Below are 22,547 nucleotides of genomic sequence, written 5' to 3' on the forward strand. Positions count from 1 at the left end.
TTGCGAGGGCTTTATGGCTCGTACTACAGCAATTAACCGCTACCGTAACATCGGTATCTGCGCCCACGTTGACGCGGGCAAGACTACCACTACCGAGCGGATCCTGTTCTACACAGGTCTGAGCCACAAAATGGGCGAGGTGCACGACGGCGCCGCGACCACCGACTGGATGGTGCAGGAGCAGGAGCGCGGTATCACCATTACCTCCGCTGCCGTTACCACCTTCTGGAAAGGTTCCCGTGGTCAGTACGACAACTACCGCGTAAACGTCATCGATACCCCCGGCCACGTTGACTTCACCATTGAAGTAGAGCGTTCGCTGCGTGTACTCGACGGCGCGGTCGTTGTGTTCTGCGGTACCTCCGGCGTTGAGCCGCAGTCCGAAACCGTATGGCGTCAGGCCAACAAGTACGGCGTTCCACGTGTTGTCTACGTGAACAAGATGGACCGTGCTGGTGCCAACTTCCTGCGCGTTGTCGGTCAGATCAAGAACCGCCTGGGTCACACCCCGGTTCCGGTCCAGCTGGCTATCGGTGCAGAAGACGACTTCCAGGGTCAGGTCGACCTGATCAAGATGAAAGCCATCTACTGGAACGAAGACGACAAGGGCACCACCTACCGCGAAGAAGAAATTCCAGCGGACATGGTCGACCTGGCTAACGAATGGCGCAACAACATGGTTGAAGCCGCCGCCGAAGCCAGCGAAGAGCTGATGAACAAGTACCTTGAAGAAGGTGAGCTGACCGTCGAAGAAATCAAGGCAGGCCTGCGCGCGCGCACCCTGGCCAGCGAGATCGTTCCGGCTGTCTGCGGTTCGTCGTTCAAGAACAAGGGCGTTCCCCTGGTTCTCGACGCCGTTATCGACTACCTGCCTGCTCCGACCGAAATTCCTGCGATCAAGGGTATCCACCCTGATCTGGCCGAAGTGCCGAAGGATGAAGTCACCCCAGAGCAGTACGACGAGCGTCATGCTGACGACGATGAGCCGTTCTCGGCTCTGGCGTTCAAGATTGCCACCGACCCGTTCGTTGGTACTCTGACCTTCGTTCGCGTTTACTCGGGCTTCCTGACCTCCGGTGACTCCGTCATCAACTCGGTCAAGGGCAAGAAAGAGCGCGTTGGTCGTATGGTGCAGATGCACGCCAACCAGCGTGAAGAGATCAAGGAAGTGCGTGCGGGCGATATCGCCGCTCTGATCGGCATGAAGGACGTCACCACTGGTGACACCCTGTGCAACGCCGACAAGCCGATCATCCTCGAACGTATGGACTTCCCGGAGCCTGTGATTTCGCTCTCCGTAGAGCCGAAAACCAAGGCTGACCAGGAGAAGATGGGTATCGCACTGGGCAAGCTGGCCCAGGAAGACCCGTCGTTCCGCGTCAAGACCGACGAAGAAACTGGTCAGACCATCATCTCCGGTATGGGTGAGCTGCACCTGGACATCCTCGTTGACCGCATGAAGCGCGAGTTCAACGTCGAAGCCAACATCGGCAAGCCGCAGGTTTCGTACCGCGAGAAGATCACCAAGTCCAACGTCGAGATCGAAGGCAAGTTCGTTCGTCAGTCGGGCGGTCGTGGTCAGTTCGGTCACTGCTGGATCCGTTTCTCGGAGCCGGATCAGGACGACAAGGGCAACATCACCGAAGGTCTGGTGTTCGCCAACGAAGTCGTTGGTGGTGTGATTCCTAAGGAATACATCCCTGCGATCCAGAAGGGTATCGAAGAGCAGATGAAGAACGGCGTTGTTGCCGGCTATCCTCTGATCGGCCTGAAGGCCGCGGTATTCGACGGTTCGTACCACGACGTCGACTCCAACGAAATGGCGTTCAAGATCGCCGCTTCGATGGCAACCAAGCAACTGGCCCAGAAGGGCGGTGGCGTGGTTCTCGAGCCGATCATGAAGGTCGAAGTTGTAACTCCGGAAGACTACCTGGGTGACGTGATGGGTGACCTGAACCGTCGTCGTGGTCTGGTCCAGGGTATGGATGAATCGGTCTCTGGCCGTGTCGTCCGCGCTGAAGTTCCGCTCGGAGAGATGTTCGGTTACGCAACCGACGTTCGTTCCATGTCTCAGGGTCGCGCAAGCTACTCCATGGAATTCTCCAAATACGCCGAAGCTCCGTCGAACATCGTCGAAGCACTCGTTAAAAAACAAGGCTAATCCCCTTTAGGCAAGAGGTTCACTGTCGTGGCTAAAGAAAAATTTGATCGTTCCCTTCCCCACGTTAACGTCGGCACCATCGGCCACGTTGACCACGGTAAGACCACTCTGACCGCAGCTCTGACTCGCGTCTGCTCCGAAGTTTTCGGTTCGGCAGTCGTTGAGTTCGACAAGATCGACTCGGCTCCGGAAGAAAAAGCGCGCGGTATCACCATCAACACCGCTCACGTCGAGTACAACTCGAACATTCGTCACTACGCTCACGTTGACTGCCCAGGTCACGCTGACTACGTGAAGAACATGATCACCGGTGCTGCCCAGATGGACGGCGCGATCCTGGTTTGCTCGGCCGCCGATGGTCCGATGCCACAAACCCGTGAGCACATCCTGCTGTCCCGTCAGGTAGGCGTTCCTTACATCGTGGTCTTCCTGAACAAGGCTGACCTGGTAGACGACGCCGAGCTGCTGGAACTGGTCGAGATGGAAGTTCGCGACCTGCTGTCCACCTACGACTTCCCAGGCGACGATACCCCGATCATCATCGGTTCGGCTCGTATGGCCCTGGAAGGCAAAGACGACAACGAAATGGGTACTACCGCTGTCAAGAAGCTGGTAGAGACTCTGGATGCCTACATCCCTGAGCCAGTTCGTGCCGTTGACCAGCCGTTCCTGATGCCGATCGAAGACGTATTCTCGATCTCGGGTCGTGGTACCGTTGTTACCGGTCGTATCGAGCGTGGTATCGTCCGCGTTCAGGATCCGCTGGAAATCGTTGGTCTGCGTGACACCACCACCACCACCTGCACCGGTGTTGAGATGTTCCGCAAGCTGCTGGACGAAGGTCGTGCTGGCGAGAACTGCGGCGTTCTGCTGCGTGGTACCAAGCGTGACGACGTTGAGCGTGGCCAGGTTCTGGTCAAGCCAGGTTCGGTCAAGCCGCACACCAAGTTCACCGCAGAAGTCTACGTTCTGTCGAAGGAAGAAGGCGGTCGTCACACTCCGTTCTTCAAAGGCTACCGTCCTCAGTTCTACTTCCGTACCACTGACGTGACCGGTAACTGCGAACTGCCGGAAGGCGTTGAAATGGTAATGCCAGGTGACAACATTCAGATGACTGTCACCCTGATCAAGACCATCGCAATGGAAGACGGTCTGCGCTTCGCTATCCGTGAAGGCGGTCGTACCGTCGGCGCCGGCGTCGTAGCAAAAATCATCGAGTAATCACTCGACCGATTGAAAAAACCCCCGCTCAGCGGGGGTTTTTTTTATTGGGTTGACACTAAATGGGGGCGTCTATAGAATCACGCCTCCTTTTAGCGGGCGTAGTGCGTCCGTTGGGAACAGCCTGGAGTCTGAAATCCAATGCAAAATCAGCAAATCCGTATCAGGTTGAAGGCTTTCGACCATCGCCTGATCGACCAATCCACCCAGGAAATCGTGGAAACCGCGAAACGTACTGGTGCACAAGTGCGTGGTCCAATTCCACTGCCTACCCGCAAAGAGCGATTCACCGTTCTGGTTTCCCCGCACGTCAACAAAGACGCGCGTGACCAGTACGAGATCCGCACTCATAAGCGTGTTCTGGACATCGTCCAGCCAACGGATAAAACCGTTGATGCGCTGATGAAGCTTGATCTGGCGGCAGGTGTGGAAGTACAGATCAGCCTCGGCTAAGACTTCGGTCTGGTCGTGTAACGCTCTGAAATGGGCGGCCATAGCGGGTGAAAGCCCCGTACACTCATGAGGTTTACAACATGACTATTGGTGTAATCGGTCGCAAGTGCGGTATGACCCGCATTTTCACCGAAGAAGGTGTCTCCATTCCGGTCACGGTCATCGAGATCGAGCCGAATCGCGTCACCCAGTTCAAAACTGAAGAAACCGATGGCTACCGTGCAGTGCAAGTCACTGTCGGCGAGCGTCGTGCTTCGCGCGTGACTGCCGCTCAGGCAGGCCACTTCGCCAAGGCCAACGTTGCCGCTGGTCGCGGTGTCTGGGAGTTCCGTCTTGAAGAAGGCGATTTCCAGGCTGGCGATCTGATCAAAGCTGAACTCTTCACTGCAGGCCAGCTGGTAGACGTTACTGGTCAGTCCAAAGGTAAAGGCTTCGCCGGTACCATCAAGCGCTGGAACTTCCGTGGCCAGGACAACACCCACGGTAACTCCGTGTCGCACCGTGTCCCAGGTTCCATCGGCCAGTGCCAGACTCCTGGTCGTGTGTTCAAGGGCAAGAAAATGTCCGGTCACATGGGCGCCGAGCGCGTGACTGTTCAGTCCCTGGAAGTAGTTCGCGTAGACGCTGAACGCAACCTGCTGCTGGTCAAGGGTGCCGTTCCAGGCGCTACTGGCGGCGACGTGGTTGTACGTCCAGCTGTCAAGGCTCGCGGTTAAGGGGAAACTGACATGCAACTCAATGTAAATGACGCTCAGGCGATCGAAGTTTCCGAACTGACTTTCGGTGGCGAATTCAACGAGACGCTGGTACACCAAGCAGTCGTGGCCTACATGGCCGGCGGCCGTCAGGGCACCAAGCAGCAGAAGACCCGTTCCGACGTGGCCGGTGGCGGTAAGCGCCCATGGCGTCAGAAGGGTACTGGCCGTGCTCGTGCTGGTACCACTCGTGGTCCGATCTGGCGTGGCGGTGGTGTAACCTTCGCAGCTCGCCCTCAAGATCACTCGCAGAAGCTCAACAAGAAGATGTACCGCGCAGCCCTGCGCTCCATCCTCGCTGAGCTGGTGCGTAGCGACCGTCTGGTCGTGGTTCAGGACTTCGCTGTTGAAGCACCGAAAACCAAAGATCTGCTGAACAAGCTGAACGGCATGGGTCTGAACGACGTACTGATCGTTTCCGACGCTGTTGATCAGAACCTGTACCTGGCTGCTCGCAACCTGCCGCACGTTGACGTACGTGACGTACAAGGTTCCGACCCGGTCAGTCTGATCGCATACGAGAAAGTGTTGATCACTGTCTCGGCCGTGAAGAAATTCGAGGAGCTGCTGGGATGAACCAGGAACGCGTATTCAAAGTCCTCCTTGGCCCGCACGTTTCCGAGAAGGCTACCGTTCTGGCTGAGAAAAAAGGCCAGTTCGTATTCAAGGTTGCTACCGATGCAACCAAGCTGGAAATCAAGAAAGCTGTCGAAGGCCTGTTCAACGTAAAAGTTGAAAACGTGTCGACTGTTAACGTTCTGGGTAAAACCAAGCGTACCGCACGTGGTCTGGGCAAGCGTAATGACTGGAAGAAGGCGATCGTCTCCCTTCAGCCAGGCCAAGATCTCGATTTCAGCAGCAGTGCTGAGTAAGGAAGGGGTGCATCATGGCAATCGTTAAATGCAAACCGACTTCCCCTGGCCGCCGTTTCGTGGTCAAGGTGGTCAACCAGGAGCTGCACAAAGGCGCTCCTCACGCACCGCTGATCGAGAAAAAATCGAAGTCTGGTGGTCGTAACAACAATGGCCGCATCACCACTCGTCACGTTGGTGGTGGTCATAAGCAGCATTACCGTCTGGTCGACTTCCGTCGCAACGACAAAGATGGCATCCCAGCCACTGTCGAGCGTATCGAATACGACCCGAACCGTACTGCTCACATCGCCCTGCTGTGCTACGCAGACGGTGAGCGTCGCTACATCATCGCCCCTAAAGGCGTGAGCGCTGGTGACCAGCTGATCGCAGGTGCCCTGGCCCCAATCAAGGCCGGTAACTCCCTGCAGCTGCGCAATATCCCAGTAGGTAGCACCATTCACGGCATCGAACTGAAGCCGGGTAAAGGTGCTCAGATCGCTCGTTCCGCTGGTGCTTCGGCTCAGCTGATCGCTCGTGAAGGCGTCTACGTGACTCTGCGTCTGCGTTCCGGTGAGATGCGTAAAGTACTGGCTGAGTGCCGTGCGACCCTGGGCGAAGTCTCGAACTCCGAGCACAGCCTGCGTTCGCTGGGTAAAGCTGGTGCCAAACGCTGGCGCGGCGTTCGCCCAACCGTTCGTGGTGTTGCCATGAACCCGGTTGACCACCCACATGGTGGTGGTGAAGGTCGTACCTCCGGTGGTCGTCATCCGGTATCGCCATGGGGCTTCCCAACCAAGGGTGCGAAGACCCGTGGTAATAAGCGTACCGACAACATGATCGTCCGTCGTCGCAAGTAACTAGAGGGATACGACAGTGCCACGTTCTCTGAAAAAAGGTCCTTTTATCGATCTTCACCTGCTGAAGAAGGTCGAAGTGGCGGTGGAGAAGAACGATCGCAAGCCAGTTAAAACCTGGTCGCGCCGTTCGATGATCCTGCCACAAATGGTCGGTCTGACCATCGCGGTACACAACGGTCGTCAACATGTCCCAGTTCTGGTGAACGAAGACATGGTCGGCCACAAACTGGGCGAGTTCGCCGGTACCCGCACCTATCGCGGGCACGTGGCTGACAAGAAAGCCAAGCGTTAAGGGGTAAGGAAATGGAAGTAGCCGCTAAGTTGTCGGGCGCTCGCATCTCCGCCCAGAAAGCCCGCTTGGTCGCCGACCAGATCCGCGGGAAGAAGGTGGGCGAAGCGCTCAACCTGTTGGCCTTCAGCAGCAAAAAAGCCGCTGAAATCATGAAGAAAGTCCTCGAGTCGGCCGTTGCCAACGCCGAACACAACGAAGGCGCAGACGTTGATGACCTGAAGGTCTCCACCGTCTTCGTCAACGAAGGGCGTTCGCTGAAGCGCATCATGCCACGTGCCAAAGGCCGTGCTGATCGCATCGTCAAGCGGTCTTGCCATATCACTGTCAAGGTTGCGGACAAGTAACGGAGTCGATCAGATGGGTCAGAAAGTACATCCCACTGGCATTCGCCTGGGAATCGTCAAGGAGCACACCTCCGTCTGGTACGCAGACGGTGCTACTTACGCAGATTACCTGTTGAAGGATCTGAAAACGCGTGAGTACCTCCAAGACAAACTAAAAAGCGCGTCCGTAAGCCGTATCGATATTCATCGTCCGGCTCAAACTGCACGCATCACCATCCACACCGCTCGTCCCGGTATCGTTATCGGTAAGAAAGGTGAAGATGTCGAGAAGCTGCGTCAGGACCTGACCAAGCAGATGGGTGTGCCTGTGCACATCAACATCGAAGAGATCCGCAAGCCGGAACTCGACGCTATGCTGGTTGCGCAGAGCGTAGCTCAGCAGCTGGAGCGCCGCGTAATGTTCCGTCGCGCCATGAAGCGCGCCGTACAGAACGCCATGCGTATTGGTGCCAAGGGCATCAAGATCCAGGTGAGCGGTCGTCTCGGCGGTGCTGAGATTGCTCGTACCGAGTGGTATCGCGAAGGTCGTGTGCCTCTGCACACCCTGCGTGCCGATATCGACTACAACACCTACGAAGCTCACACCACTTACGGTGTGATCGGTGTGAAGGTTTGGATCTTCAAAGGCGAAGTTATTGGTGGTCGCCAAGAAGAACTGAAACCACAAGCACCAGCGCCTCGTAAAAAAGCTGCTAAGTAAGGGGTACGCCAAATGTTGCAACCAAAGCGTACAAAATTCCGCAAGCAGATGACTGGCCACAACCGTGGTCTGGCACTGCGCGGTAGCAAAGTCAGCTTCGGCGAATTCGCCCTGAAAGCTGTTGCTCGCGGTCGCCTCACCGCTCGCCAGATCGAGTCCGCACGTCGTGCGCTGACCCGTCACGTAAAACGTGGCGGTAAGATCTGGATCCGTGTGTTCCCGGACAAGCCGATCTCCAAGAAGCCTCTCGAGGTTCGTATGGGTAAAGGTAAGGGTTCCGTGGAATACTGGGTTGCCCAGATTCAGCCAGGCAAAGTCCTGTATGAAATCGAGGGTGTTTCTGAAGAGCTGGCGCGCGAAGCTTTCGCCCTGGCTGCTGCAAAGCTGCCTCTCGCCACCTCCTTTGTTAAGCGGACGGTGATGTGATGAAAGCGAATGAACTTCGTGAAAAATCGGCACAGCAACTGAATGAGCAACTGCTCGGCTTGCTGCGCGACCAGTTCAATCTGCGTATGCAGAAAGCAACTGGCCAGTTGGGGCAGTCGCACCTGCTCTCGCAAGTTAAGCGTGACATCGCTCGCGTGAAAACTGTGCTCAACCAGCAGGCAGGTAAGTGATCATGGCTGAAGCTGAAAAAACCGTCCGTACGCTGACTGGCCGTGTCGTCAGCGACAAAATGGACAAGACCATCACCGTTCTGATCGAGCGTCGCGTAAAGCACCCGATCTACGGTAAATACGTTAAGCGTTCGACTAAGCTGCACGCGCACGACGAAGCCAACCAGTGCAAGATCGGCGACAAGGTTTCCATCCGTGAAACCCGTCCGCTGGCCAAGACCAAGTCCTGGGCACTGGTTGAAGTCCTCGAACGCGCTGTTGAAGTCTAAGGGCTAGGGGTCGGAGAAATTTTATGATTCAGACTCAATCCATGCTCGATGTGGCCGATAACAGCGGCGCTCGTCGCGTCATGTGCATCAAGGTGCTCGGTGGTTCGCACCGCCGTTACGCCGGCATCGGTGACATCATCAAGGTAACCGTCAAGGAAGCAATTCCGCGCGGTAAGGTCAAGAAAGGCCAAGTGATGACTGCTGTTGTCGTGCGCACCCGTCACGGTGTTCGTCGCGCTGACGGTTCCATCATTCGTTTCGACGGCAACGCTGCTGTTCTGCTGAACAACAAGCAAGAGCCGATCGGCACTCGCATCTTCGGGCCAGTGACCCGTGAACTTCGTACCGAGAAGTTCATGAAGATCGTCTCGCTCGCCCCTGAAGTGCTGTAAGGAGATCCGACATGCAAAAGATTCGTCGTGACGACGAGATCATCGTGATCGCCGGCAAAGACAAAGGTAAGCGCGGTAAGGTGCTGAAGGTTCTGGCTGACAACCGTCTGGTTGTTGGTGGTGTGAACCTGGTCAAGCGTCATACCAAGCCTAACCCGATGGCGGGCGTACAGGGCGGTATCGTCGAAAAAGAAGCGCCTCTGCACGCTTCCAACGTTGCCATCTTCAACGGCGAAACCAACAAGGCTGACCGCGTTGGTTTCAAAGTAGAAGACGGTAAAAAAATTCGTGTCTTCAAGTCGACCCAAAAAGCGGTTGATGCTTGAACACTGCTAGGTAGAAGACCATGGCACGACTGAAAGAGATTTACCGGAACGAAATCGCTCCTAAGCTTAAGGAAGAACTTAAGCTGTCGAACGTGATGGAAGTTCCGCGCGTTACCAAGATCACCCTGAACATGGGTCTGGGCGAAGCGATCGGCGACAAGAAAGTCATCGAGCACGCTGTTGCCGACCTGGAAAAGATCACCGGTCAAAAGCCGGTCGTGACTTTCGCTCGTAAATCCATCGCGGGCTTCAAAGTCCGTGAAGGCTGGCCGATCGGTGTCAAGGTGACCCTGCGTCGCGACAAGATGTACGAATTCCTGGACCGCCTGCTGGCGATCTCCCTGCCTCGGGTTCGCGACTTCCGCGGCCTGAATGCCAAGTCCTTCGATGGCCGTGGCAACTACAGCATGGGCGTGAAAGAGCAGATCATCTTCCCGGAAATCGACTACGACAAGATCGATGCTCTGCGCGGTTTGGACATCACCCTGACCACCACTGCTCGTTCGGACGACGAAGGCCGCGCTCTGCTGCGTGCTTTCAAGTTCCCGTTCCGCAACTGATTGGAGTAGGAAAATGGCCAAGAAGAGCATGAAAAACCGCGAGCTGAAGCGTCAGCTCACGGTAGCCAAGTACGCCAAAAAGCGTGCCGAGCTGAAAGCGACCATCGTCAACCTGAACGCCTCTCCTGAAGAGCGTTTCGCTGCCGTTGTCGCCCTGCAGAAGCAGCCACGTGATGCCAGCGCTTCGCGTCTGCGCAACCGTTGCCGCCTGACCGGTCGTCCTCACGGTGTATACCGTAAGTTCGGCCTGGGCCGTAACATGCTGCGTCAAGCTGCAATGCGCGGTGACGTACCAGGTCTGGTCAAGGCCTCCTGGTAATCGCAGCAGGCTGGATCCCGGCGGAAGGGGAGCAATCTTCCGACCGCCGGTGACCTCGCCAACAAACAAGCCCCTATATGGGGCTTGTTTCGTTTCTACCTTGTGTCTAGAATGACCGGCTCACCTGAGCCTGGGTTTTTTGCCCTGTCCGCTCGGGTGGTTGTGATAGCCGCAAGGCTAATAATTCTTGTATCAGGAGCATCTAGCCCATGAGTATGCAGGACCCGTTAGCGGACATGCTAACTCGCATCCGTAATGCCCAGATGGCTGAAAAGTCCGTCGTAAGCATGCCTTCCTCCACCCTGAAGGTCGCGGTTGCCAAAGTTCTGAAAGACGAAGGTTACATCGCCGGCTACCAGGTAACTGGTGAGGCCAAGCCTTCCCTGTCGATCGAACTGAAGTACTTCGAAGGCCGTCCGGTCATCGAGGAACTGAAGCGCTCCAGCCGTCCAGGCCTGCGCCAGTACAAGTCCGTTGCAGAACTGCCGAAAGTACGTGGCGGTCTGGGCGTGTCTATCGTCTCCACCAACAAAGGTGTGATGACTGATCGCGCTGCGCGCGCTGCCGGTGTCGGCGGCGAAGTTCTGTGCACAGTGTTCTAAGGGGAGATAGGCATGTCTCGCGTCGCTAAGAACCCCGTTAAGCTGCCAGCAGGCGTCGAAGTCAAATTCGCCGGCCAGCAGCTTTCGGTGAAGGGTGCCAAAGGCACTCTCGAACTGAACGTTCACTCGTCTGTTGAAGTTACCGAAGAGTCTGGCGAGCTGCGTTTCGTCGCTCGTAACGGTGACCAGCAAGCTCGCGCCATGGCCGGTACCACCCGCGCTCTGGTGAACAACATGGTCCAGGGCGTAAGCCAAGGCTTCGAGCGCAAGCTCCAGCTGGTCGGTGTTGGTTACAAGGCACAGGCCAAGGGCACCGTCCTGAACCTGGCCCTGGGCTTCTCGCACCCAGTGGACTACGAACTGCCAGCCGGTATCACCGCTGAAACCCCAAGCCAGACCGACATCCTGATCAAGGGTATCGACAAGCAGCTGGTGGGTCAGGTGGCCGCTGAAATCCGCGACTTCCGTCCGCCAGAGCCTTACAAAGGCAAGGGTGTGCGTTACGCGGACGAAGTAGTCCGTCGTAAAGAAGCCAAGAAGAAGTAGGGCCTAGCAAATGACCGACAAAAAAGTTACTCGACTGCGTCGCGCTCGCAAAGCACGTCTCAAGATGCACGAACTCGAAGTCGTGCGCCTGTGCGTGTTCCGCTCCTCGCAGCACATCTACGCCCAGGTCATTTCGGCCGACGGCAGCAAGGTTCTGGCAAGCGCCTCGACCTTGGACAAAGAACTGCGTGATGGCGCCACTGGCAACATCGACGCGGCCACTAAGGTTGGCAAGCTGGTAGCTGAGCGTGCGAAAGCCGCCGGTGTATCTCAAGTTGCCTTTGACCGTTCCGGCTTCAAGTACCATGGCCGCGTCAAAGCGCTGGCCGATGCTGCTCGTGAAGGCGGGCTGGAGTTCTAAGTTATGGCAAATAACGATCAAAAGCGCGACGAAGGCTACATCGAGAAGCTGGTTCAAGTTAACCGCGTTGCCAAAACCGTAAAAGGCGGCCGTATCTTCACCTTCACCGCGCTGACCGTGGTAGGTGATGGTAAGGGCCGTGTTGGCTTCGGCCGTGGCAAATCGCGCGAAGTACCTGCCGCGATCCAGAAAGCCATGGAAGCTGCTCGCCGCAACATGATCCAGGTTGACCTGAAGGGCACCACCCTGCAGTACGCCACCAAGGCTGCCCACGGCGCCTCGAAGGTTTACATGCAGCCTGCCTCGGAAGGTACCGGTATCATCGCCGGTGGCGCAATGCGTGCTGTCCTGGAAGTTGCTGGTGTTCAGAACGTTCTGGCCAAGTGCTACGGTTCGACCAACCCTGTGAACGTGGTTTACGCCACCTTCAAGGGTCTGAAAGCCATGCAATCTCCTGAATCCATTGCTGCCAAGCGCGGCAAGAGCGTCGAGGAGATCTTCTGATCATGGCAACCGTAAAAGTAACGCTGATCAAGAGCGTCTCGGGCCGTCTGCCTAACCACAAGCTGTGCGTTAAGGGCCTGGGTCTGCGTCGCATCGGTCACACTGTAGAAGTCCAGGATACTCCCGAAAACCGCGGGATGATCAACAAGGCTTACTACATGCTGAAGGTCGAGGGTTAATCGATGAAACTCAATGATCTGAGTCCAGCGCCGGGTTCCCGTCGCGAGAAGCATCGTCCAGGTCGTGGTATCGGTAGCGGTCTGGGCAAGACCGGCGGCCGTGGCCACAAAGGTCAGACTTCCCGTTCGGGTGGTTCGATCGCTCCTGGCTTCGAAGGCGGTCAACAGCCGCTGCACCGTCGTCTGCCGAAGTTCGGCTTCGTTTCCCTGAAAGCCATGGACCGCGCCGAAGTGCGTCTGTCCGAGCTGGCCAAGGTGGAAGGCGACGTGATCTCCGTGCAATCCCTGAAGGATGCCAACGTGATCGGCCAGAACGTACAGCGCGTGAAAATCATGCTGTCTGGCGAAGTCACTCGCGCAGTCACCATCAAGGGTATCGCAGCCACCAAGGGTGCGCGTGCGGCTATCGAAGCAGCTGGCGGCAAGTTCGAGGAATAAATGGCTAAGCAAGGTGCTCTCTCTTCGCTCGGTAAGGGCGGGATGTCGGAACTCTGGGCTCGTCTGCGCTTTCTGTTCATGGCGATCATCGTCTATCGGATAGGTGCGCATATCCCGGTTCCTGGCATCAATCCAGACCGTCTGGCGGATCTGTTTCGGCAGAATGAGGGGACCATTCTTAGCTTGTTCAACATGTTTTCCGGTGGCGCGCTTGAGCGCATGAGCATCTTTGCACTGGGGATCATGCCGTACATCTCGGCATCGATCATCATGCAGCTGATGACGGCGGTCAGCCCGCAACTGGAACAGTTGAAGAAGGAAGGTGAAGCTGGCCGTCGCAAGATCAGCCAGTACACCCGCTACGGCACCGTTATCCTGGCACTGGTTCAAGCCATTGGCATGTCCATTGGCCTGGCCAACCAGGGCGTTGCGTTTTCTGTAGGCCTGGGCTTCCATGTCGTTGCCGTCTCCACCTTCGTGGCAGGCGCGATGTTCATGATGTGGCTGGGCGAGCAGATCACCGAGCGCGGTGTGGGCAACGGTATCTCGATGTTGATCTTCGCGGGTATCGTTGCCGGTCTTCCGAGAGCAATCGGGCAGTCTTTCGAGTCTGCGCGCACAGGCGATATCAACATTTTCGCCCTGGTCGCTATCGGTTTGCTGGCAGTAGCGATTATCGGTTTTGTGGTGTTCATTGAGCGTGGTCAGCGTCGTATCGCCGTTCACTACGCCAAGCGTCAGCAGGGCCGCAAGGTCTTCGCTGCGCAGACCAGCCACTTGCCGCTGAAGGTGAACATGGCGGGGGTTATCCCGGCCATTTTCGCGAGCAGCATTCTGCTGTTCCCGGCTTCGCTGGGTGCCTGGTTCGGTCAGTCCGAAGGTATGGGCTGGCTGCAGGACATCTCGCAGTCGATCGCTCCTGGTCAGCCGTTGAACATTCTGCTGTTTAGTGCAGGGATCATTTTCTTCTGCTTCTTCTACACAGCGCTGATGTTCAACCCGAAAGACGTAGCGGAAAACCTGAAGAAGTCCGGTGCCTTTATTCCGGGTATCCGTCCTGGTGAGCAGTCGGCACGCTACATTGATGGCGTTCTGACCCGTCTGACCATGTTCGGTGCTCTTTACATGATGGCCGTCTGCCTTCTGCCCCAGTTCCTGGTGGTGGCAGCAAATGTGCCGTTCTACCTTGGCGGGACCTCGTTGCTGATTGTGGTAGTGGTTGTGATGGACTTCATGTCCCAAGTACAATCGCACCTCGTTTCGCACCAGTACGAATCCCTGATGAAGAAAGCCAACCTGAAAGGCTACGGTGGCAGCGGTCTGCTGCGCTGATACGCCCCTAAGGTTCGAGGAGTCGGTAATGAAAGTTCGTGCATCGGTGAAAAAGCTGTGCCGTAACTGCAAGATCATCCGTCGCGAAGGCGTCGTACGAGTGATCTGCAGCGCGGAACCGCGTCACAAACAGCGCCAAGGCTGAGTGTGATCTGCGCTTCAAACCCAGCAGCTAGTGTGCTGCTGGGTTGATTATTCGTTTCTACAGCGATATTATCTCGCGCCCTATTTCTTGGCTTCCGGGGCGTAGGTAGCTGTCAATTGGAGTCCCACTGAATGGCCCGTATTGCAGGCGTCAACATTCCAGATAACAAGCATGCTGTTATCTCGCTGACCTACATCTATGGTGTCGGTCGCACTACTGCACAGAAGATCTGTGCAGACGCTGGTGTAAACCCAGCCGCTAAGATCAAGGATCTGAGCGACGAGCAAATCGAAACCCTGCGTGGCGAAGTCGCGAAGTTCACCACCGAAGGTGACCTGCGTCGTGACATCAACATGAAGATCAAGCGCTTGATGGACCTGGGTTGCTACCGCGGCCTGCGTCATCGTAAAGGTCTGCCGGTTCGCGGTCAGCGCACCAAGACCAACGCACGCACCCGTAAGGGCCCGCGTAAGCCGATCCGCAAGTAATCGCCCAGGAATATAGACATGGCAAAACCTGCTGCTCGTCCTCGTAAGAAAGTCAAAAAGACAGTGGTTGATGGCATCGCCCACATCCATGCCTCTTTCAACAACACCATCGTGACCATCACCGACCGTCAGGGCAACGCTTTGTCCTGGGCGACCTCCGGTGGTTCGGGTTTCCGTGGTTCGCGCAAATCCACCCCGTTCGCAGCCCAGATCGCTGCTGAGCGTGCTGGTCAAGCTGCGCTGGAATACGGTCTGAAGAACCTCGACGTAAACGTCAAGGGTCCAGGTCCAGGTCGTGAGTCCGCCGTTCGTGCATTGAACAGCTGCGGCTACAAGATCGCCAGCATCACCGACGTGACGCCAATCCCGCACAACGGGTGCCGTCCGCCGAAGAAGCGTCGCGTGTAATCAGGAGACAGATAAATGGCACGTTACATTGGTCCAAAATGCAAACTGTCTCGTCGTGAAGGCACTGACCTGTTCCTGAAGAGCGGCGTTCGCGCTCTGGAATCGAAGTGCAACATCGAAGCAGCCCCAGGTATCCACGGCCAGCGCCGTGGCCGTCAGTCCGACTACGGTACCCAGCTGCGCGAGAAGCAAAAAGTTCGTCGTATCTACGGTGTTCTGGAGCGTCAGTTCCGCGGTTACTACCAGGCTGCAGCCTCGAAAAAAGGCGCAACCGGTGAGAACCTGCTGCAACTGCTCGAGTGCCGTCTGGATAACGTCGTCTACCGTATGGGCTTCGGCTCGACTCGTTCCGAGTCCCGTCAGCTGGTTTCGCACAAAGCGATCAGCGTCAACGGTAAGACTGTAAACATTCCATCCTACCAAGTTCGTCCGGGTGACGTGGTCGCGGTTCGCGAGAAGTCGCTGAACCAGCTGCGCATTGTTCAAGCCCTTGAACTGTGCGCCCAGCGTGGCCGCGTTGAGTGGGTTGACGTGGATGCTGCTAAAAAGTCGGGCGTTTTCAAGAACGTTCCTGCTCGCAGCGACCTGTCTGCCGACATCAACGAGAACCTGATTGTCGAGCTCTACTCCAAGTAAGGGCTAGAAAATAGGTGCATCCATGCAGATTTCGGTAAATGAGTTCCTGACTCCCCGCCACATTGATGTGCAGGTAGTCAGTCCGACCCGCGCCAAGATTACGCTCGAGCCTCTCGAGCGTGGTTTCGGCCATACCCTGGGCAACGCGCTGCGCCGCATCCTGTTGTCCTCCATGCCTGGCTGTGCAGTAGTCGAGGCCGAGATCGACGGCGTACTCCACGAGTACTCCGCGATCGAAGGTGTTCAGGAAGACGTCATTGAAATCCTGTTGAACCTGAAAGGCCTGGCTATCAAACTGCACGGTCGTGACGAAGTTACGCTGACCTTGTCGAAAAAGGGTTCGGGGGTGGTTACCGCTGCCGATATTCAGCTGGATCACGATGTCGAGATCGTCAACCCCGATCACGTAATCGCGAACCTGGCGTCGAACGGCGCCCTGAACATGAAGCTCACTGTAGCTCGTGGTCGTGGTTACGAGCCGGCCGACTCCCGTCAAACCGACGAAGACGAAAGCCGTAGCATTGGCCGTCTGCAGTTGGACGCTTCGTTCAGCCCGGTGCGTCGTATCGCCTATGTGGTCGAGAACGCCCGTGTTGAACAGCGTACCAACCTGGACAAGCTGGTCATTGATCTGGAAACCAACGGCACCCTGGATCCTGAAGAGGCTATCCGCCGCGCTGCGACCATCCTGCAACAGCAGCTGGCCGCGTTCGTCGACCTCAAAGGTGACAGCGAGCCTGTCGTAGTCGAGCAGGAAGACGAGATCGATCCGATCCTGCTGCGTCCGGTTGACGACCTGGAACTGACTGTACGTTCGGCCAACTGCCTCAAGGCGGAGAACATCTACTACATCGGCGACCTGATTCAGCGTACCGAAGTAGAGCTGTTGAAGACTCCTAACCTGGGCAAGAAGTCCCTGACTGAAATCAAGGACGTCCTGGCCTCTCGTGGTCTGTCTCTCGGCATGCGCCTCGACAACTGGCCGCCTGCAAGTCTTAAGAAAGACGACAAGGCGACCGCCTGATCGTCGTAATCACCGAACGTAGTGTTTGGTAAGGAATGAATCATGCGTCATCGTAAAAGTGGACGTCACCTGAGCCGTACCAGCTCTCACCGCAAGGCTATGTTCCAGAACATGGCAGTGTCGCTGATCGAGCACGAGCTGATCAAAACCACCCTGCCGAAAGCCAAGGAACTGCGCCGCGTTGCCGAGCCGCTGATCACCCTGGCCAAGGAAGACAGCGTAGCTAACCGCCGTCTGGCCTTCGATCGTACCCGTTCGAAGTCCGCTGTTGGCAAGCTGTTCAACGACCTGGGCAAGCGTTACGCCACCCGTCAGGGCGGCTACCTGCGCATCCTGAAGTGCGGTTTCCGCGCTGGCGACAACGCTCCTATGGCGTACGTCGAGCTGGTTGATCGTCCGGTCGGCGGTGCTGTAGAAGCTGCTGAGTAAGACGTTCTGTCTGCTACAAAGAACCGGGCCTAGTGCCCGGTTTTTTGTTTCAAGATGTATTGTTTATTTCTATTGATTCAAGTCGTGTAATGCATTTGTTCTTGTAACCTTGCTCGTCAATACTCTCTCCAGAGCCGATTAGCCGGCGCTTGAAGACCGATAAGGAGAGCCCATGAGCAAGATTCTCACCACCGCCAGCGGTGCACCTGTAGCAGACAACCAGAATTCCCGTTCCGCCGGCCCGCGCGGCCCGCTGCTGCTCGACGACTTCCACCTGATCGAGAAGCTCGCCCACTTCAATCGCGAGAACATTCCTGAGCGCCGCGTACACGCAAAAGGCTCGGGCGCCTACGGCACTTTTACCGTCACCCGCGATATCACCGATTACACCAGTGCCAAGTTGTTTGAACAGGTTGGCAAGCAGACCGAAACCTTCCTGCGCTTCTCCACCGTTGGTGGTGAGCGTGGCTCCGCTGATACCGAGCGCGATCCCCGTGGTTTTGCCGTCAAGTTCTACACCGAGGAAGGTAACTGGGACATCGTCGGCAACAACACGCCGGTGTTCTTCATCCGCGACCCACTGAAGTTCCCGGACTTTATCCACACCCAGAAGCGTCACCCACAATCCAACCTGAAGAACGCTCAGATGATGTGGGACTTCTGGTCACACTCTCCCGAGGCGCTGCATCAGGTCACCATTCTGTTCTCCGATCGCGGCATTCCGGACGGCTACCGCCACATGCACGGCTTCGGTAGCCATACCTACAGCCTGATCAATGCCAAGGGTGAACGCACCTGGGTCAAATGGCACTTCAAGACCCAGCAAGGCATCAAGAACCTCGCACCGGCAGATGCTGCGCGCCTGGCAGGTACTGACCCGGACTACGCCCAGCGCGACCTGTTCGAAGCCATCGAGCGGGGCGATTACCCACGCTGGACCGTATGCATCCAGGTGATGAGCGAAGCCGAGGCTGCCAGCCGCGACGAAAACCCCTTCGACGTGACCAAGACCTGGTCGCAGAAGGACTACCCGCTGATTGAAGTGGGCGTGCTGGAGCTCAACCGTAACCCGCTCAACTACTTTGCCGAGGTCGAGCAGGCTGCGTTTGGCCCGAGCAACATGGTGCCGGGTGTTGGCCTGTCGCCGGACCGCATGCTGCAAGGGCGGGTATTCGCCTACGCCGACGCGCACCGCTACCGGGTGGGCACCAACCATCAGCAACTGCCGGTGAACGCACCACGCTGCCCGGTCAACAGCTACCAGCGTGATGGTTCCATGGCCACTGCCACTTACGGCAGCGCGCCGAACTATGAGCCCAACAGCTACAGCGATGCGCCGAAGCAGTCGCCAAGCCACGCCGAGCCTGCACTGGCCCTGAATGGTTCGGCAGACCGCTACGACCACCGCGAGGACACCGACTACTACAGCCACGCCGGCGCGCTGTTCCGCCTGATGAACGATGAGCAGAAAGCCCTGCTGATAAACAACATTGCCGGCACCATGGCAGGCGTCAGCGAAGACGTGATCCGGCGTCAGCTGCAATACTTCTTCAAGGCCGATCCGGCCTATGGCGAAGGGGTTGCCAAGGCCTTGGGCATCAATCTCGCCTAAGTCGAAGTGATAAGAAGAACCGCCCTCATTTGGGCGGTTTTTCAATGAATATCACTACTGTTTAACCGATTTTTTGCTTCTAATTGCGCGGTTTTTCAGTGACCGCAGGCAAAAGCTGGTTCACACTATATGGCATAGACGTTTTCACATGGAGAAGCAGGGCGATGCAAGGTCACCCGGACGTAATCAACTACCTCGTTACGCTGCTGAAGGGCGAACTGGCGGCTCGCGACCAGTACTTCATTCACTCGCGTATGTACGAAGACTGGGGCCTGTCCAAGCTCTACGAGCGCATCAACCACGAAATGGAAGAAGAGACGCAGCACGCCGATGCCCTGATGCGTCGCATCCTCATGCTCGAAGGCACCCCTGACATGCGCGCGGATGACCTGGAAGTGGGCAGCACCGTGCCGGAAATGATCGAGGCCGACCTCAAGCTCGAGTACAAGGTACGCGGCGCGCTGTGCAAAGGCATCGAACTGTGCGAACTGCACAAGGACTACATCAGCCGCGATATCCTGCGCGCACAGTTGGCTGATACCGAAGAAGATCACACCTACTGGCTTGAGAAGCAGCAAGGGCTGATCAAGGCCATTGGCCTCGAGAATTACCTGCAGTCGCAGATGTAAAAGCCTGGGGCTGCTTTGCAGCCCTATCGCGACACAAGGCCGCTCCTACATTTGATCGCGTCAATCCAGAGATTACGCGATCGCCTGTAGGAGTGGCCTTTTGTCGCGAAATGGGCGCAAAGCGCCCCCCAAGGCCTTACGCCCGATCCCGCTCCAGCAACGGTTTCAGGTAGTGCCCGGTATACGACTGCTTCATCGTACTCAGTTCTTCCGGCGTACCGCAGGCAATGATCTGCCCGCCTTTCGAGCCACCCTCCGGCCCCAGATCCACCAGCCAATCCGCGGTCTTGATCACATCCAGGTTGTGCTCGATCACCACCACGGTATTGCCGTGGTCGCGCAGGCGATGCAGCACGTCCAGCAACTGCTGGATATCGGCAAAGTGCAGGCCCGTGGTCGGCTCGTCGAGGATGTACAGGGTCTTGCCGGTGTCACGCTTGGACAGTTCGCGCGACAGCTTCACTCGCTGTGCCTCACCGCCCGACAGCGTGGTCGCCGACTGGCCCAGCTTGATGTATGACAGCCCCACATCCATCAACGTCTGCAGCTTGCGCGCCAGCGCCGGCACTGCGTCGAAGAACTCGCGGGCATCCTCGATGGTCATTTCCAGCACCTCGTGGATGTTCTTGCCCTTGTACTTGATCTCCAGGGTTTCGCGGTTGTAGCGCTTGCTCTTGCACACGTCGCACGGCACATAGATGTCCGGCAGGAAGTGCATCTCCACCTTGATCAGGCCATCGCCCTGGCAGGCCTCGCAACGGCCTCCCTTGACGTTGAACGAGAAACGCCCCGGACCATAGCCGCGCGAACGCGATTCCGGCACACCGGAGAACAGCTCGCGGATCGGCGTGAAGATGCCGGTGTAGGTCGCCGGGTTCGAGCGAGGGGTGCGGCCGATCGGGCTCTGGTCGATGTCCACTACCTTGTCCAGGTGCTGCAGGCCATCCATGCTGGCATGCGGTGCCGCTTCCAGGCTGCTTGAGCCATTCAGGGCGGTCGCGGCCAGTGGGAACAGGGTGTTGTTGATCAGTGTCGACTTGCCCGAACCGGACACCCCGGTCACGCAGGTCAGCAGGCCGATCGGGATTTCAAGGTCGACGTTTTGCAGGTTGTTGCCACGCGCGCCCTTGAGCTTGAGTTGCAGCTTCTTGTTGCGCGGCGTGCGCTTGGCCGGCACTACGATCTTCTTGCGCCCTGACAGGTACTTGCCGGTCAGCGAGTCGGGGTGCTCCATGACCTCCTGCGGCGACCCCTCGGCGACGATCTGACCGCCGTGCACGCCGGCCCCAGGGCCGATGTCCACCACGTAGTCGGCCAGGCGGATGGCGTCCTCGTCGTGTTCCACCACGATCACCGTGTTGCCCAGGTCGCGCAGGTGGTTGAGGGTGGCCAGCAGGCGGTCATTGTCACGTTGATGAAGGCCGATGGACGGCTCATCGAGGATGTACATCACTCCCACCAGGCCAGCACCGATCTGGCTGGCCAGGCGGATACGCTGCGCTTCGCCACCGGACAGGGTATCAGCGCTGCGGTCCAGGGTGAGATAGTCGAGACCGACGTTCACCAGGAACTGCAGGCGCTCGCAGATTTCCTTGAGGATCTTCGCCGCAATCTCGCCACGGCGTCCGGTCAGAGTCAGCTCGCCGAAGTAGTTGCTGGCTTCACCGATCGGCAGGTTGGTCACTGCCGGTAGCGTTTTTTCGCCCACCCACACATGCCTTGCCTCACGGCGCAGGCGGGTGCCGCGGCAATCGGGGCACGGCTGGGTGCCGAGGAACTTGGCCAGTTCTTCGCGCACGGTGGCCGACTCGGTCTCGCGGTAGCGACGCTCCAGGTTCGGCACGATGCCTTCGAACGGGTGCGAGCGCTTGACGATGTCGCCACGGTCGTTGAGGTACTTGAAGTCGACGCTCTGCTTGCCGCTGCCCTGCAGGATCACCTTCTGGTGCTCGGCCGAAAGCTGGCCGAATGGTTCCTCCAGGCTGAAGCCGTAATGCGCGGCCAGCGAGCCGAGCATCTGGAAGTAGTACACGTTGCGCCGGTCCCAGCCGCGGATCGCGCCTTCGGCCAAGGTGAGCTCGGCATTGACCAGGCGCTTGGTGTCGAAGAACTGCTTCACCCCCAGGCCATCGCAGGTCGGGCAGGCGCCGGCGGGGTTGTTGAAGGAGAACAGCTTCGGCTCCAGCTCGCTGATGGCATGACCACAGACCGGGCAGGCGAAACGCGCGGAGAAGATCGTCTCTTCGCCGGGCTCGTCCTCCATCGGCGCGACCAGGGCTATGCCGTCGGCCAGCTTGAGCGCGGTCTCGAACGACTCGGCCAGGCGCTGTTGCAGGTCGGCGCGGACCTTGAAACGGTCCACCACCACATCGATGCTGTGTTTTTTCTGCTTGTCCAGCTTGGGCAGTTCGTCGAGCTCGTAGAGCTTGCCGTTGACCCGGGCACGCACAAAGCCCTGGGCCCGCAGCTCGTCGAACACCGCCAGGTGCTCGCCCTTGCGCTCGCGCACCACCGGCGCCAGCAGCATCAGCTTGCTGCCTTCCGGTCGCTCCAGCACCAGGTCGACCATCTGGCTGATCGTTTGCGCTTCCAGCGGGATATCGTGATCCGGGCAGCGTGGGGTACCCACGCGAGCGTACAGCAGGCGCAGATAGTCGTAGATTTCGGTGATGGTGCCGACCGTGGAGCGGGGGTTGTGCGAGGTCGACTTCTGCTCGATGGAAATGGCCGGCGACAGGCCTTCGATGGTGTCGACGTCGGGCTTTTCCATCATCGACAGGAACTGCCGGGCGTAGGCCGACAGCGATTCCACATAGCGGCGCTGGCCTTCGGCGTACAGAGTGTCGAACGCCAGGGACGACTTGCCGGAACCGGATAGGCCGGTGATCACGATCAGCTTGTCCCGGGGCAGGGTCAGGTCGATGTTCTTCAGGTTGTGGGTACGTGCCCCACGAATCAGGATCTTGTCCACTGCGGCCTCGCTCGGCGGGCATAAACAAGGAAGTATACGGCGCCCAGCCATTACGCGGCAAAGCGTCGCGTAGATGCCGTCAAGCTGTCGGACTGATAGAATCGCCGCCGGTTCACACGAGGT

Annotated in this window: 33 protein-coding genes; 32 read left to right on the forward strand and 1 reads right to left on the reverse strand. The window is 57.7% G+C overall.

Translation table 11 applies throughout. The features are described 5' to 3' along the window. Positions 1 to 13 precede the first annotated feature (13 nt). From fusA to bfr, 32 genes are all read left to right on the forward strand, one after another. Positions 14 to 2,161 carry an elongation factor G gene (gene fusA, locus CAG18_RS20085; RefSeq protein ID WP_015268748.1) on the forward strand — a complete coding sequence of 716 codons (2,148 nt, stop codon included), beginning with the start codon at positions 14 to 16 and terminating at the stop codon, positions 2,159 to 2,161. Positions 2,162 to 2,188: 27 nt separating this feature from the next. Beyond that, the gene (gene tuf / locus CAG18_RS20090) at positions 2,189 to 3,382 is read left to right on the forward strand and encodes an elongation factor Tu (protein WP_013970626.1); all 1,194 of its coding nucleotides are present in this window, start codon (positions 2,189 to 2,191) and stop codon (positions 3,380 to 3,382) included. Between the two features lie 141 nt (positions 3,383 to 3,523). After that, positions 3,524 to 3,835 (forward strand): 30S ribosomal protein S10, encoded by a 312-nt coding sequence (gene rpsJ / locus CAG18_RS20095; protein WP_003186070.1) that lies wholly within the window; start codon positions 3,524 to 3,526, stop codon positions 3,833 to 3,835. A gap of 80 nt (positions 3,836 to 3,915) precedes the next feature. Continuing rightward, on the forward strand, positions 3,916 to 4,551 hold the full coding sequence (rplC, locus tag CAG18_RS20100; RefSeq protein ID WP_003257089.1) for a 50S ribosomal protein L3: 636 nt from the start codon (positions 3,916 to 3,918) through the stop codon (positions 4,549 to 4,551). Positions 4,552 to 4,563: 12 nt separating this feature from the next. Next, the gene (gene rplD, locus CAG18_RS20105) at positions 4,564 to 5,166 is read left to right on the forward strand and encodes a 50S ribosomal protein L4 (RefSeq protein ID WP_008089819.1); all 603 of its coding nucleotides are present in this window, start codon (positions 4,564 to 4,566) and stop codon (positions 5,164 to 5,166) included. Next, the gene (rplW, locus tag CAG18_RS20110; protein ID WP_003255484.1) at positions 5,163 to 5,462 is read left to right on the forward strand and encodes a 50S ribosomal protein L23; all 300 of its coding nucleotides are present in this window, start codon (positions 5,163 to 5,165) and stop codon (positions 5,460 to 5,462) included. Before rplD ends, rplW begins: the two co-directional genes overlap by 4 nt. A gap of 14 nt (positions 5,463 to 5,476) precedes the next feature. Further along, positions 5,477 to 6,301 (forward strand): 50S ribosomal protein L2, encoded by an 825-nt coding sequence (rplB, locus tag CAG18_RS20115; RefSeq protein WP_015268750.1) that lies wholly within the window; start codon positions 5,477 to 5,479, stop codon positions 6,299 to 6,301. A 16-nt stretch (positions 6,302 to 6,317) separates the two neighbouring features. After that, entirely contained in the window at positions 6,318 to 6,593 is a 276-nt protein-coding gene (gene rpsS, locus CAG18_RS20120; RefSeq protein WP_003255482.1) for a 30S ribosomal protein S19, read from the forward strand. Positions 6,594 to 6,604: 11 nt separating this feature from the next. Next, positions 6,605 to 6,937 (forward strand): 50S ribosomal protein L22, encoded by a 333-nt coding sequence (rplV, locus tag CAG18_RS20125; RefSeq protein WP_003103908.1) that lies wholly within the window; start codon positions 6,605 to 6,607, stop codon positions 6,935 to 6,937. Positions 6,938 to 6,950: 13 nt separating this feature from the next. Next, entirely contained in the window at positions 6,951 to 7,637 is a 687-nt protein-coding gene (rpsC, locus tag CAG18_RS20130) for a 30S ribosomal protein S3 (RefSeq protein WP_003255481.1), read from the forward strand. Positions 7,638 to 7,649: 12 nt separating this feature from the next. Continuing rightward, positions 7,650 to 8,063, forward strand: a complete 414-nt coding sequence (rplP, locus tag CAG18_RS20135; RefSeq protein WP_003255479.1) for a 50S ribosomal protein L16 — start codon at positions 7,650 to 7,652, stop codon at positions 8,061 to 8,063. Then, complete coding sequence (gene rpmC / locus CAG18_RS20140; protein ID WP_002555481.1) at positions 8,063 to 8,254, forward strand: 50S ribosomal protein L29; 192 nt, start codon at positions 8,063 to 8,065, stop codon at positions 8,252 to 8,254. The genes rplP and rpmC overlap by 1 nt, the downstream gene beginning before the upstream one ends. A 2-nt stretch (positions 8,255 to 8,256) precedes the next feature. Beyond that, entirely contained in the window at positions 8,257 to 8,523 is a 267-nt protein-coding gene (rpsQ, locus tag CAG18_RS20145; RefSeq protein ID WP_003255478.1) for a 30S ribosomal protein S17, read from the forward strand. Positions 8,524 to 8,546: 23 nt separating this feature from the next. Then, entirely contained in the window at positions 8,547 to 8,915 is a 369-nt protein-coding gene (gene rplN / locus CAG18_RS20150; protein WP_002555479.1) for a 50S ribosomal protein L14, read from the forward strand. A gap of 11 nt (positions 8,916 to 8,926) precedes the next feature. Next, positions 8,927 to 9,241 (forward strand): 50S ribosomal protein L24, encoded by a 315-nt coding sequence (rplX, locus tag CAG18_RS20155; protein WP_013970637.1) that lies wholly within the window; start codon positions 8,927 to 8,929, stop codon positions 9,239 to 9,241. Between the two features lie 20 nt (positions 9,242 to 9,261). After that, the gene (rplE, locus tag CAG18_RS20160) at positions 9,262 to 9,801 is read left to right on the forward strand and encodes a 50S ribosomal protein L5 (RefSeq protein ID WP_003257095.1); all 540 of its coding nucleotides are present in this window, start codon (positions 9,262 to 9,264) and stop codon (positions 9,799 to 9,801) included. Positions 9,802 to 9,814: 13 nt separating this feature from the next. Next, positions 9,815 to 10,120, forward strand: a complete 306-nt coding sequence (gene rpsN / locus CAG18_RS20165; protein ID WP_013970638.1) for a 30S ribosomal protein S14 — start codon at positions 9,815 to 9,817, stop codon at positions 10,118 to 10,120. Positions 10,121 to 10,329: 209 nt separating this feature from the next. Then, positions 10,330 to 10,722, forward strand: coding sequence for a 30S ribosomal protein S8 (gene rpsH, locus CAG18_RS20170; protein ID WP_009681971.1), 393 nt, complete (start codon positions 10,330 to 10,332; stop codon positions 10,720 to 10,722). Between the two features lie 12 nt (positions 10,723 to 10,734). Further along, positions 10,735 to 11,268 carry a 50S ribosomal protein L6 gene (gene rplF / locus CAG18_RS20175; RefSeq protein WP_009681972.1) on the forward strand — a complete coding sequence of 178 codons (534 nt, stop codon included), beginning with the start codon at positions 10,735 to 10,737 and terminating at the stop codon, positions 11,266 to 11,268. Positions 11,269 to 11,278: 10 nt separating this feature from the next. Next, on the forward strand, positions 11,279 to 11,629 hold the full coding sequence (gene rplR, locus CAG18_RS20180) for a 50S ribosomal protein L18 (protein ID WP_009397496.1): 351 nt from the start codon (positions 11,279 to 11,281) through the stop codon (positions 11,627 to 11,629). A gap of 3 nt (positions 11,630 to 11,632) precedes the next feature. Next, complete coding sequence (gene rpsE, locus CAG18_RS20185; RefSeq protein WP_003255465.1) at positions 11,633 to 12,133, forward strand: 30S ribosomal protein S5; 501 nt, start codon at positions 11,633 to 11,635, stop codon at positions 12,131 to 12,133. 2 nt (positions 12,134 to 12,135) lie between these two features. Continuing rightward, positions 12,136 to 12,312: a 50S ribosomal protein L30 gene (rpmD, locus tag CAG18_RS20190; protein WP_003255463.1), complete on the forward strand. Its 177-nt coding sequence runs from the start codon at positions 12,136 to 12,138 to the stop codon at positions 12,310 to 12,312. A 3-nt stretch (positions 12,313 to 12,315) separates the two neighbouring features. Next, positions 12,316 to 12,750, forward strand: coding sequence for a 50S ribosomal protein L15 (gene rplO, locus CAG18_RS20195; protein ID WP_003257107.1), 435 nt, complete (start codon positions 12,316 to 12,318; stop codon positions 12,748 to 12,750). Continuing rightward, the gene (gene secY / locus CAG18_RS20200; protein WP_003257108.1) at positions 12,751 to 14,082 is read left to right on the forward strand and encodes a preprotein translocase subunit SecY; all 1,332 of its coding nucleotides are present in this window, start codon (positions 12,751 to 12,753) and stop codon (positions 14,080 to 14,082) included. Between the two features lie 28 nt (positions 14,083 to 14,110). Further along, a complete protein-coding gene (rpmJ, locus tag CAG18_RS20205; RefSeq protein ID WP_002555468.1) occupies positions 14,111 to 14,227 on the forward strand; it encodes a 50S ribosomal protein L36 in 117 nt (38 codons plus the stop codon). A gap of 131 nt (positions 14,228 to 14,358) precedes the next feature. Further along, the gene (rpsM, locus tag CAG18_RS20210; protein ID WP_003257112.1) at positions 14,359 to 14,715 is read left to right on the forward strand and encodes a 30S ribosomal protein S13; all 357 of its coding nucleotides are present in this window, start codon (positions 14,359 to 14,361) and stop codon (positions 14,713 to 14,715) included. A gap of 18 nt (positions 14,716 to 14,733) precedes the next feature. Continuing rightward, positions 14,734 to 15,123: a 30S ribosomal protein S11 gene (gene rpsK, locus CAG18_RS20215; RefSeq protein WP_003255454.1), complete on the forward strand. Its 390-nt coding sequence runs from the start codon at positions 14,734 to 14,736 to the stop codon at positions 15,121 to 15,123. Between the two features lie 15 nt (positions 15,124 to 15,138). Continuing rightward, a complete protein-coding gene (gene rpsD / locus CAG18_RS20220) occupies positions 15,139 to 15,759 on the forward strand; it encodes a 30S ribosomal protein S4 (RefSeq protein WP_003257114.1) in 621 nt (206 codons plus the stop codon). Between the two features lie 22 nt (positions 15,760 to 15,781). Then, complete coding sequence (gene rpoA / locus CAG18_RS20225; protein WP_003255452.1) at positions 15,782 to 16,783, forward strand: DNA-directed RNA polymerase subunit alpha; 1,002 nt, start codon at positions 15,782 to 15,784, stop codon at positions 16,781 to 16,783. A 42-nt stretch (positions 16,784 to 16,825) separates the two neighbouring features. Next, the gene (gene rplQ, locus CAG18_RS20230) at positions 16,826 to 17,212 is read left to right on the forward strand and encodes a 50S ribosomal protein L17 (protein WP_003255451.1); all 387 of its coding nucleotides are present in this window, start codon (positions 16,826 to 16,828) and stop codon (positions 17,210 to 17,212) included. A gap of 172 nt (positions 17,213 to 17,384) precedes the next feature. Next, positions 17,385 to 18,824 carry a catalase gene (locus CAG18_RS20235; RefSeq protein WP_085721413.1) on the forward strand — a complete coding sequence of 480 codons (1,440 nt, stop codon included), beginning with the start codon at positions 17,385 to 17,387 and terminating at the stop codon, positions 18,822 to 18,824. Positions 18,825 to 18,988: 164 nt separating this feature from the next. Further along, complete coding sequence (bfr, locus tag CAG18_RS20240) at positions 18,989 to 19,453, forward strand: bacterioferritin (protein ID WP_003257116.1); 465 nt, start codon at positions 18,989 to 18,991, stop codon at positions 19,451 to 19,453. Between the two features lie 136 nt (positions 19,454 to 19,589). Here the strand turns inward: bfr and uvrA are convergent, their stop codons facing one another. Next, the gene (uvrA, locus tag CAG18_RS20245; RefSeq protein WP_085721414.1) at positions 19,590 to 22,424 is read right to left on the reverse strand and encodes an excinuclease ABC subunit UvrA; all 2,835 of its coding nucleotides are present in this window, start codon (positions 22,422 to 22,424) and stop codon (positions 19,590 to 19,592) included. Between the last annotated feature and the right edge of the window lie 123 nt (positions 22,425 to 22,547).

Source organism: Pseudomonas sp. B22(2017) (assembly GCF_002113105.1).
Taxonomy (GTDB): domain Bacteria; phylum Pseudomonadota; class Gammaproteobacteria; order Pseudomonadales; family Pseudomonadaceae; genus Aquipseudomonas; species Aquipseudomonas asiatica.

What these genes read in the sequence shown, in the direction of transcription:
- rplC (WP_003257089.1), top strand. Translation starts at nt 3,916, where the DNA reads ATGACTATTGGTGTAATCGGTCGCAAGTGCGGTATGACCCGCATTTTC.
- rpsM (WP_003257112.1), top strand. Translation starts at nt 14,359, where the DNA reads ATGGCCCGTATTGCAGGCGTCAACATTCCAGATAACAAGCATGCTGTT.
- rpsC (WP_003255481.1), top strand. Translation starts at nt 6,951, where the DNA reads ATGGGTCAGAAAGTACATCCCACTGGCATTCGCCTGGGAATCGTCAAG.
- rplQ (WP_003255451.1), top strand. Translation starts at nt 16,826, where the DNA reads ATGCGTCATCGTAAAAGTGGACGTCACCTGAGCCGTACCAGCTCTCAC.
- rpsN (WP_013970638.1), top strand. Translation starts at nt 9,815, where the DNA reads ATGGCCAAGAAGAGCATGAAAAACCGCGAGCTGAAGCGTCAGCTCACG.
- rplO (WP_003257107.1), top strand. Translation starts at nt 12,316, where the DNA reads ATGAAACTCAATGATCTGAGTCCAGCGCCGGGTTCCCGTCGCGAGAAG.
- rpsE (WP_003255465.1), top strand. Translation starts at nt 11,633, where the DNA reads ATGGCAAATAACGATCAAAAGCGCGACGAAGGCTACATCGAGAAGCTG.
- CAG18_RS20235 (WP_085721413.1), top strand. Translation starts at nt 17,385, where the DNA reads ATGAGCAAGATTCTCACCACCGCCAGCGGTGCACCTGTAGCAGACAAC.
- rpmJ (WP_002555468.1), top strand. Translation starts at nt 14,111, where the DNA reads ATGAAAGTTCGTGCATCGGTGAAAAAGCTGTGCCGTAACTGCAAGATC.
- rpoA (WP_003255452.1), top strand. Translation starts at nt 15,782, where the DNA reads ATGCAGATTTCGGTAAATGAGTTCCTGACTCCCCGCCACATTGATGTG.
- rplN (WP_002555479.1), top strand. Translation starts at nt 8,547, where the DNA reads ATGATTCAGACTCAATCCATGCTCGATGTGGCCGATAACAGCGGCGCT.
- rpsJ (WP_003186070.1), top strand. Translation starts at nt 3,524, where the DNA reads ATGCAAAATCAGCAAATCCGTATCAGGTTGAAGGCTTTCGACCATCGC.
- rplV (WP_003103908.1), top strand. Translation starts at nt 6,605, where the DNA reads ATGGAAGTAGCCGCTAAGTTGTCGGGCGCTCGCATCTCCGCCCAGAAA.
- rplP (WP_003255479.1), top strand. Translation starts at nt 7,650, where the DNA reads ATGTTGCAACCAAAGCGTACAAAATTCCGCAAGCAGATGACTGGCCAC.
- rpsQ (WP_003255478.1), top strand. Translation starts at nt 8,257, where the DNA reads ATGGCTGAAGCTGAAAAAACCGTCCGTACGCTGACTGGCCGTGTCGTC.
- rpsD (WP_003257114.1), top strand. Translation starts at nt 15,139, where the DNA reads ATGGCACGTTACATTGGTCCAAAATGCAAACTGTCTCGTCGTGAAGGC.
- secY (WP_003257108.1), top strand. Translation starts at nt 12,751, where the DNA reads ATGGCTAAGCAAGGTGCTCTCTCTTCGCTCGGTAAGGGCGGGATGTCG.
- rplB (WP_015268750.1), top strand. Translation starts at nt 5,477, where the DNA reads ATGGCAATCGTTAAATGCAAACCGACTTCCCCTGGCCGCCGTTTCGTG.
- rplW (WP_003255484.1), top strand. Translation starts at nt 5,163, where the DNA reads ATGAACCAGGAACGCGTATTCAAAGTCCTCCTTGGCCCGCACGTTTCC.
- rplD (WP_008089819.1), top strand. Translation starts at nt 4,564, where the DNA reads ATGCAACTCAATGTAAATGACGCTCAGGCGATCGAAGTTTCCGAACTG.
- rpmC (WP_002555481.1), top strand. Translation starts at nt 8,063, where the DNA reads ATGAAAGCGAATGAACTTCGTGAAAAATCGGCACAGCAACTGAATGAG.
- rpmD (WP_003255463.1), top strand. Translation starts at nt 12,136, where the DNA reads ATGGCAACCGTAAAAGTAACGCTGATCAAGAGCGTCTCGGGCCGTCTG.
- fusA (WP_015268748.1), top strand. Translation starts at nt 14, where the DNA reads ATGGCTCGTACTACAGCAATTAACCGCTACCGTAACATCGGTATCTGC.
- rplX (WP_013970637.1), top strand. Translation starts at nt 8,927, where the DNA reads ATGCAAAAGATTCGTCGTGACGACGAGATCATCGTGATCGCCGGCAAA.
- rpsK (WP_003255454.1), top strand. Translation starts at nt 14,734, where the DNA reads ATGGCAAAACCTGCTGCTCGTCCTCGTAAGAAAGTCAAAAAGACAGTG.
- rpsH (WP_009681971.1), top strand. Translation starts at nt 10,330, where the DNA reads ATGAGTATGCAGGACCCGTTAGCGGACATGCTAACTCGCATCCGTAAT.
- rplR (WP_009397496.1), top strand. Translation starts at nt 11,279, where the DNA reads ATGACCGACAAAAAAGTTACTCGACTGCGTCGCGCTCGCAAAGCACGT.
- rplE (WP_003257095.1), top strand. Translation starts at nt 9,262, where the DNA reads ATGGCACGACTGAAAGAGATTTACCGGAACGAAATCGCTCCTAAGCTT.
- bfr (WP_003257116.1), top strand. Translation starts at nt 18,989, where the DNA reads ATGCAAGGTCACCCGGACGTAATCAACTACCTCGTTACGCTGCTGAAG.
- rplF (WP_009681972.1), top strand. Translation starts at nt 10,735, where the DNA reads ATGTCTCGCGTCGCTAAGAACCCCGTTAAGCTGCCAGCAGGCGTCGAA.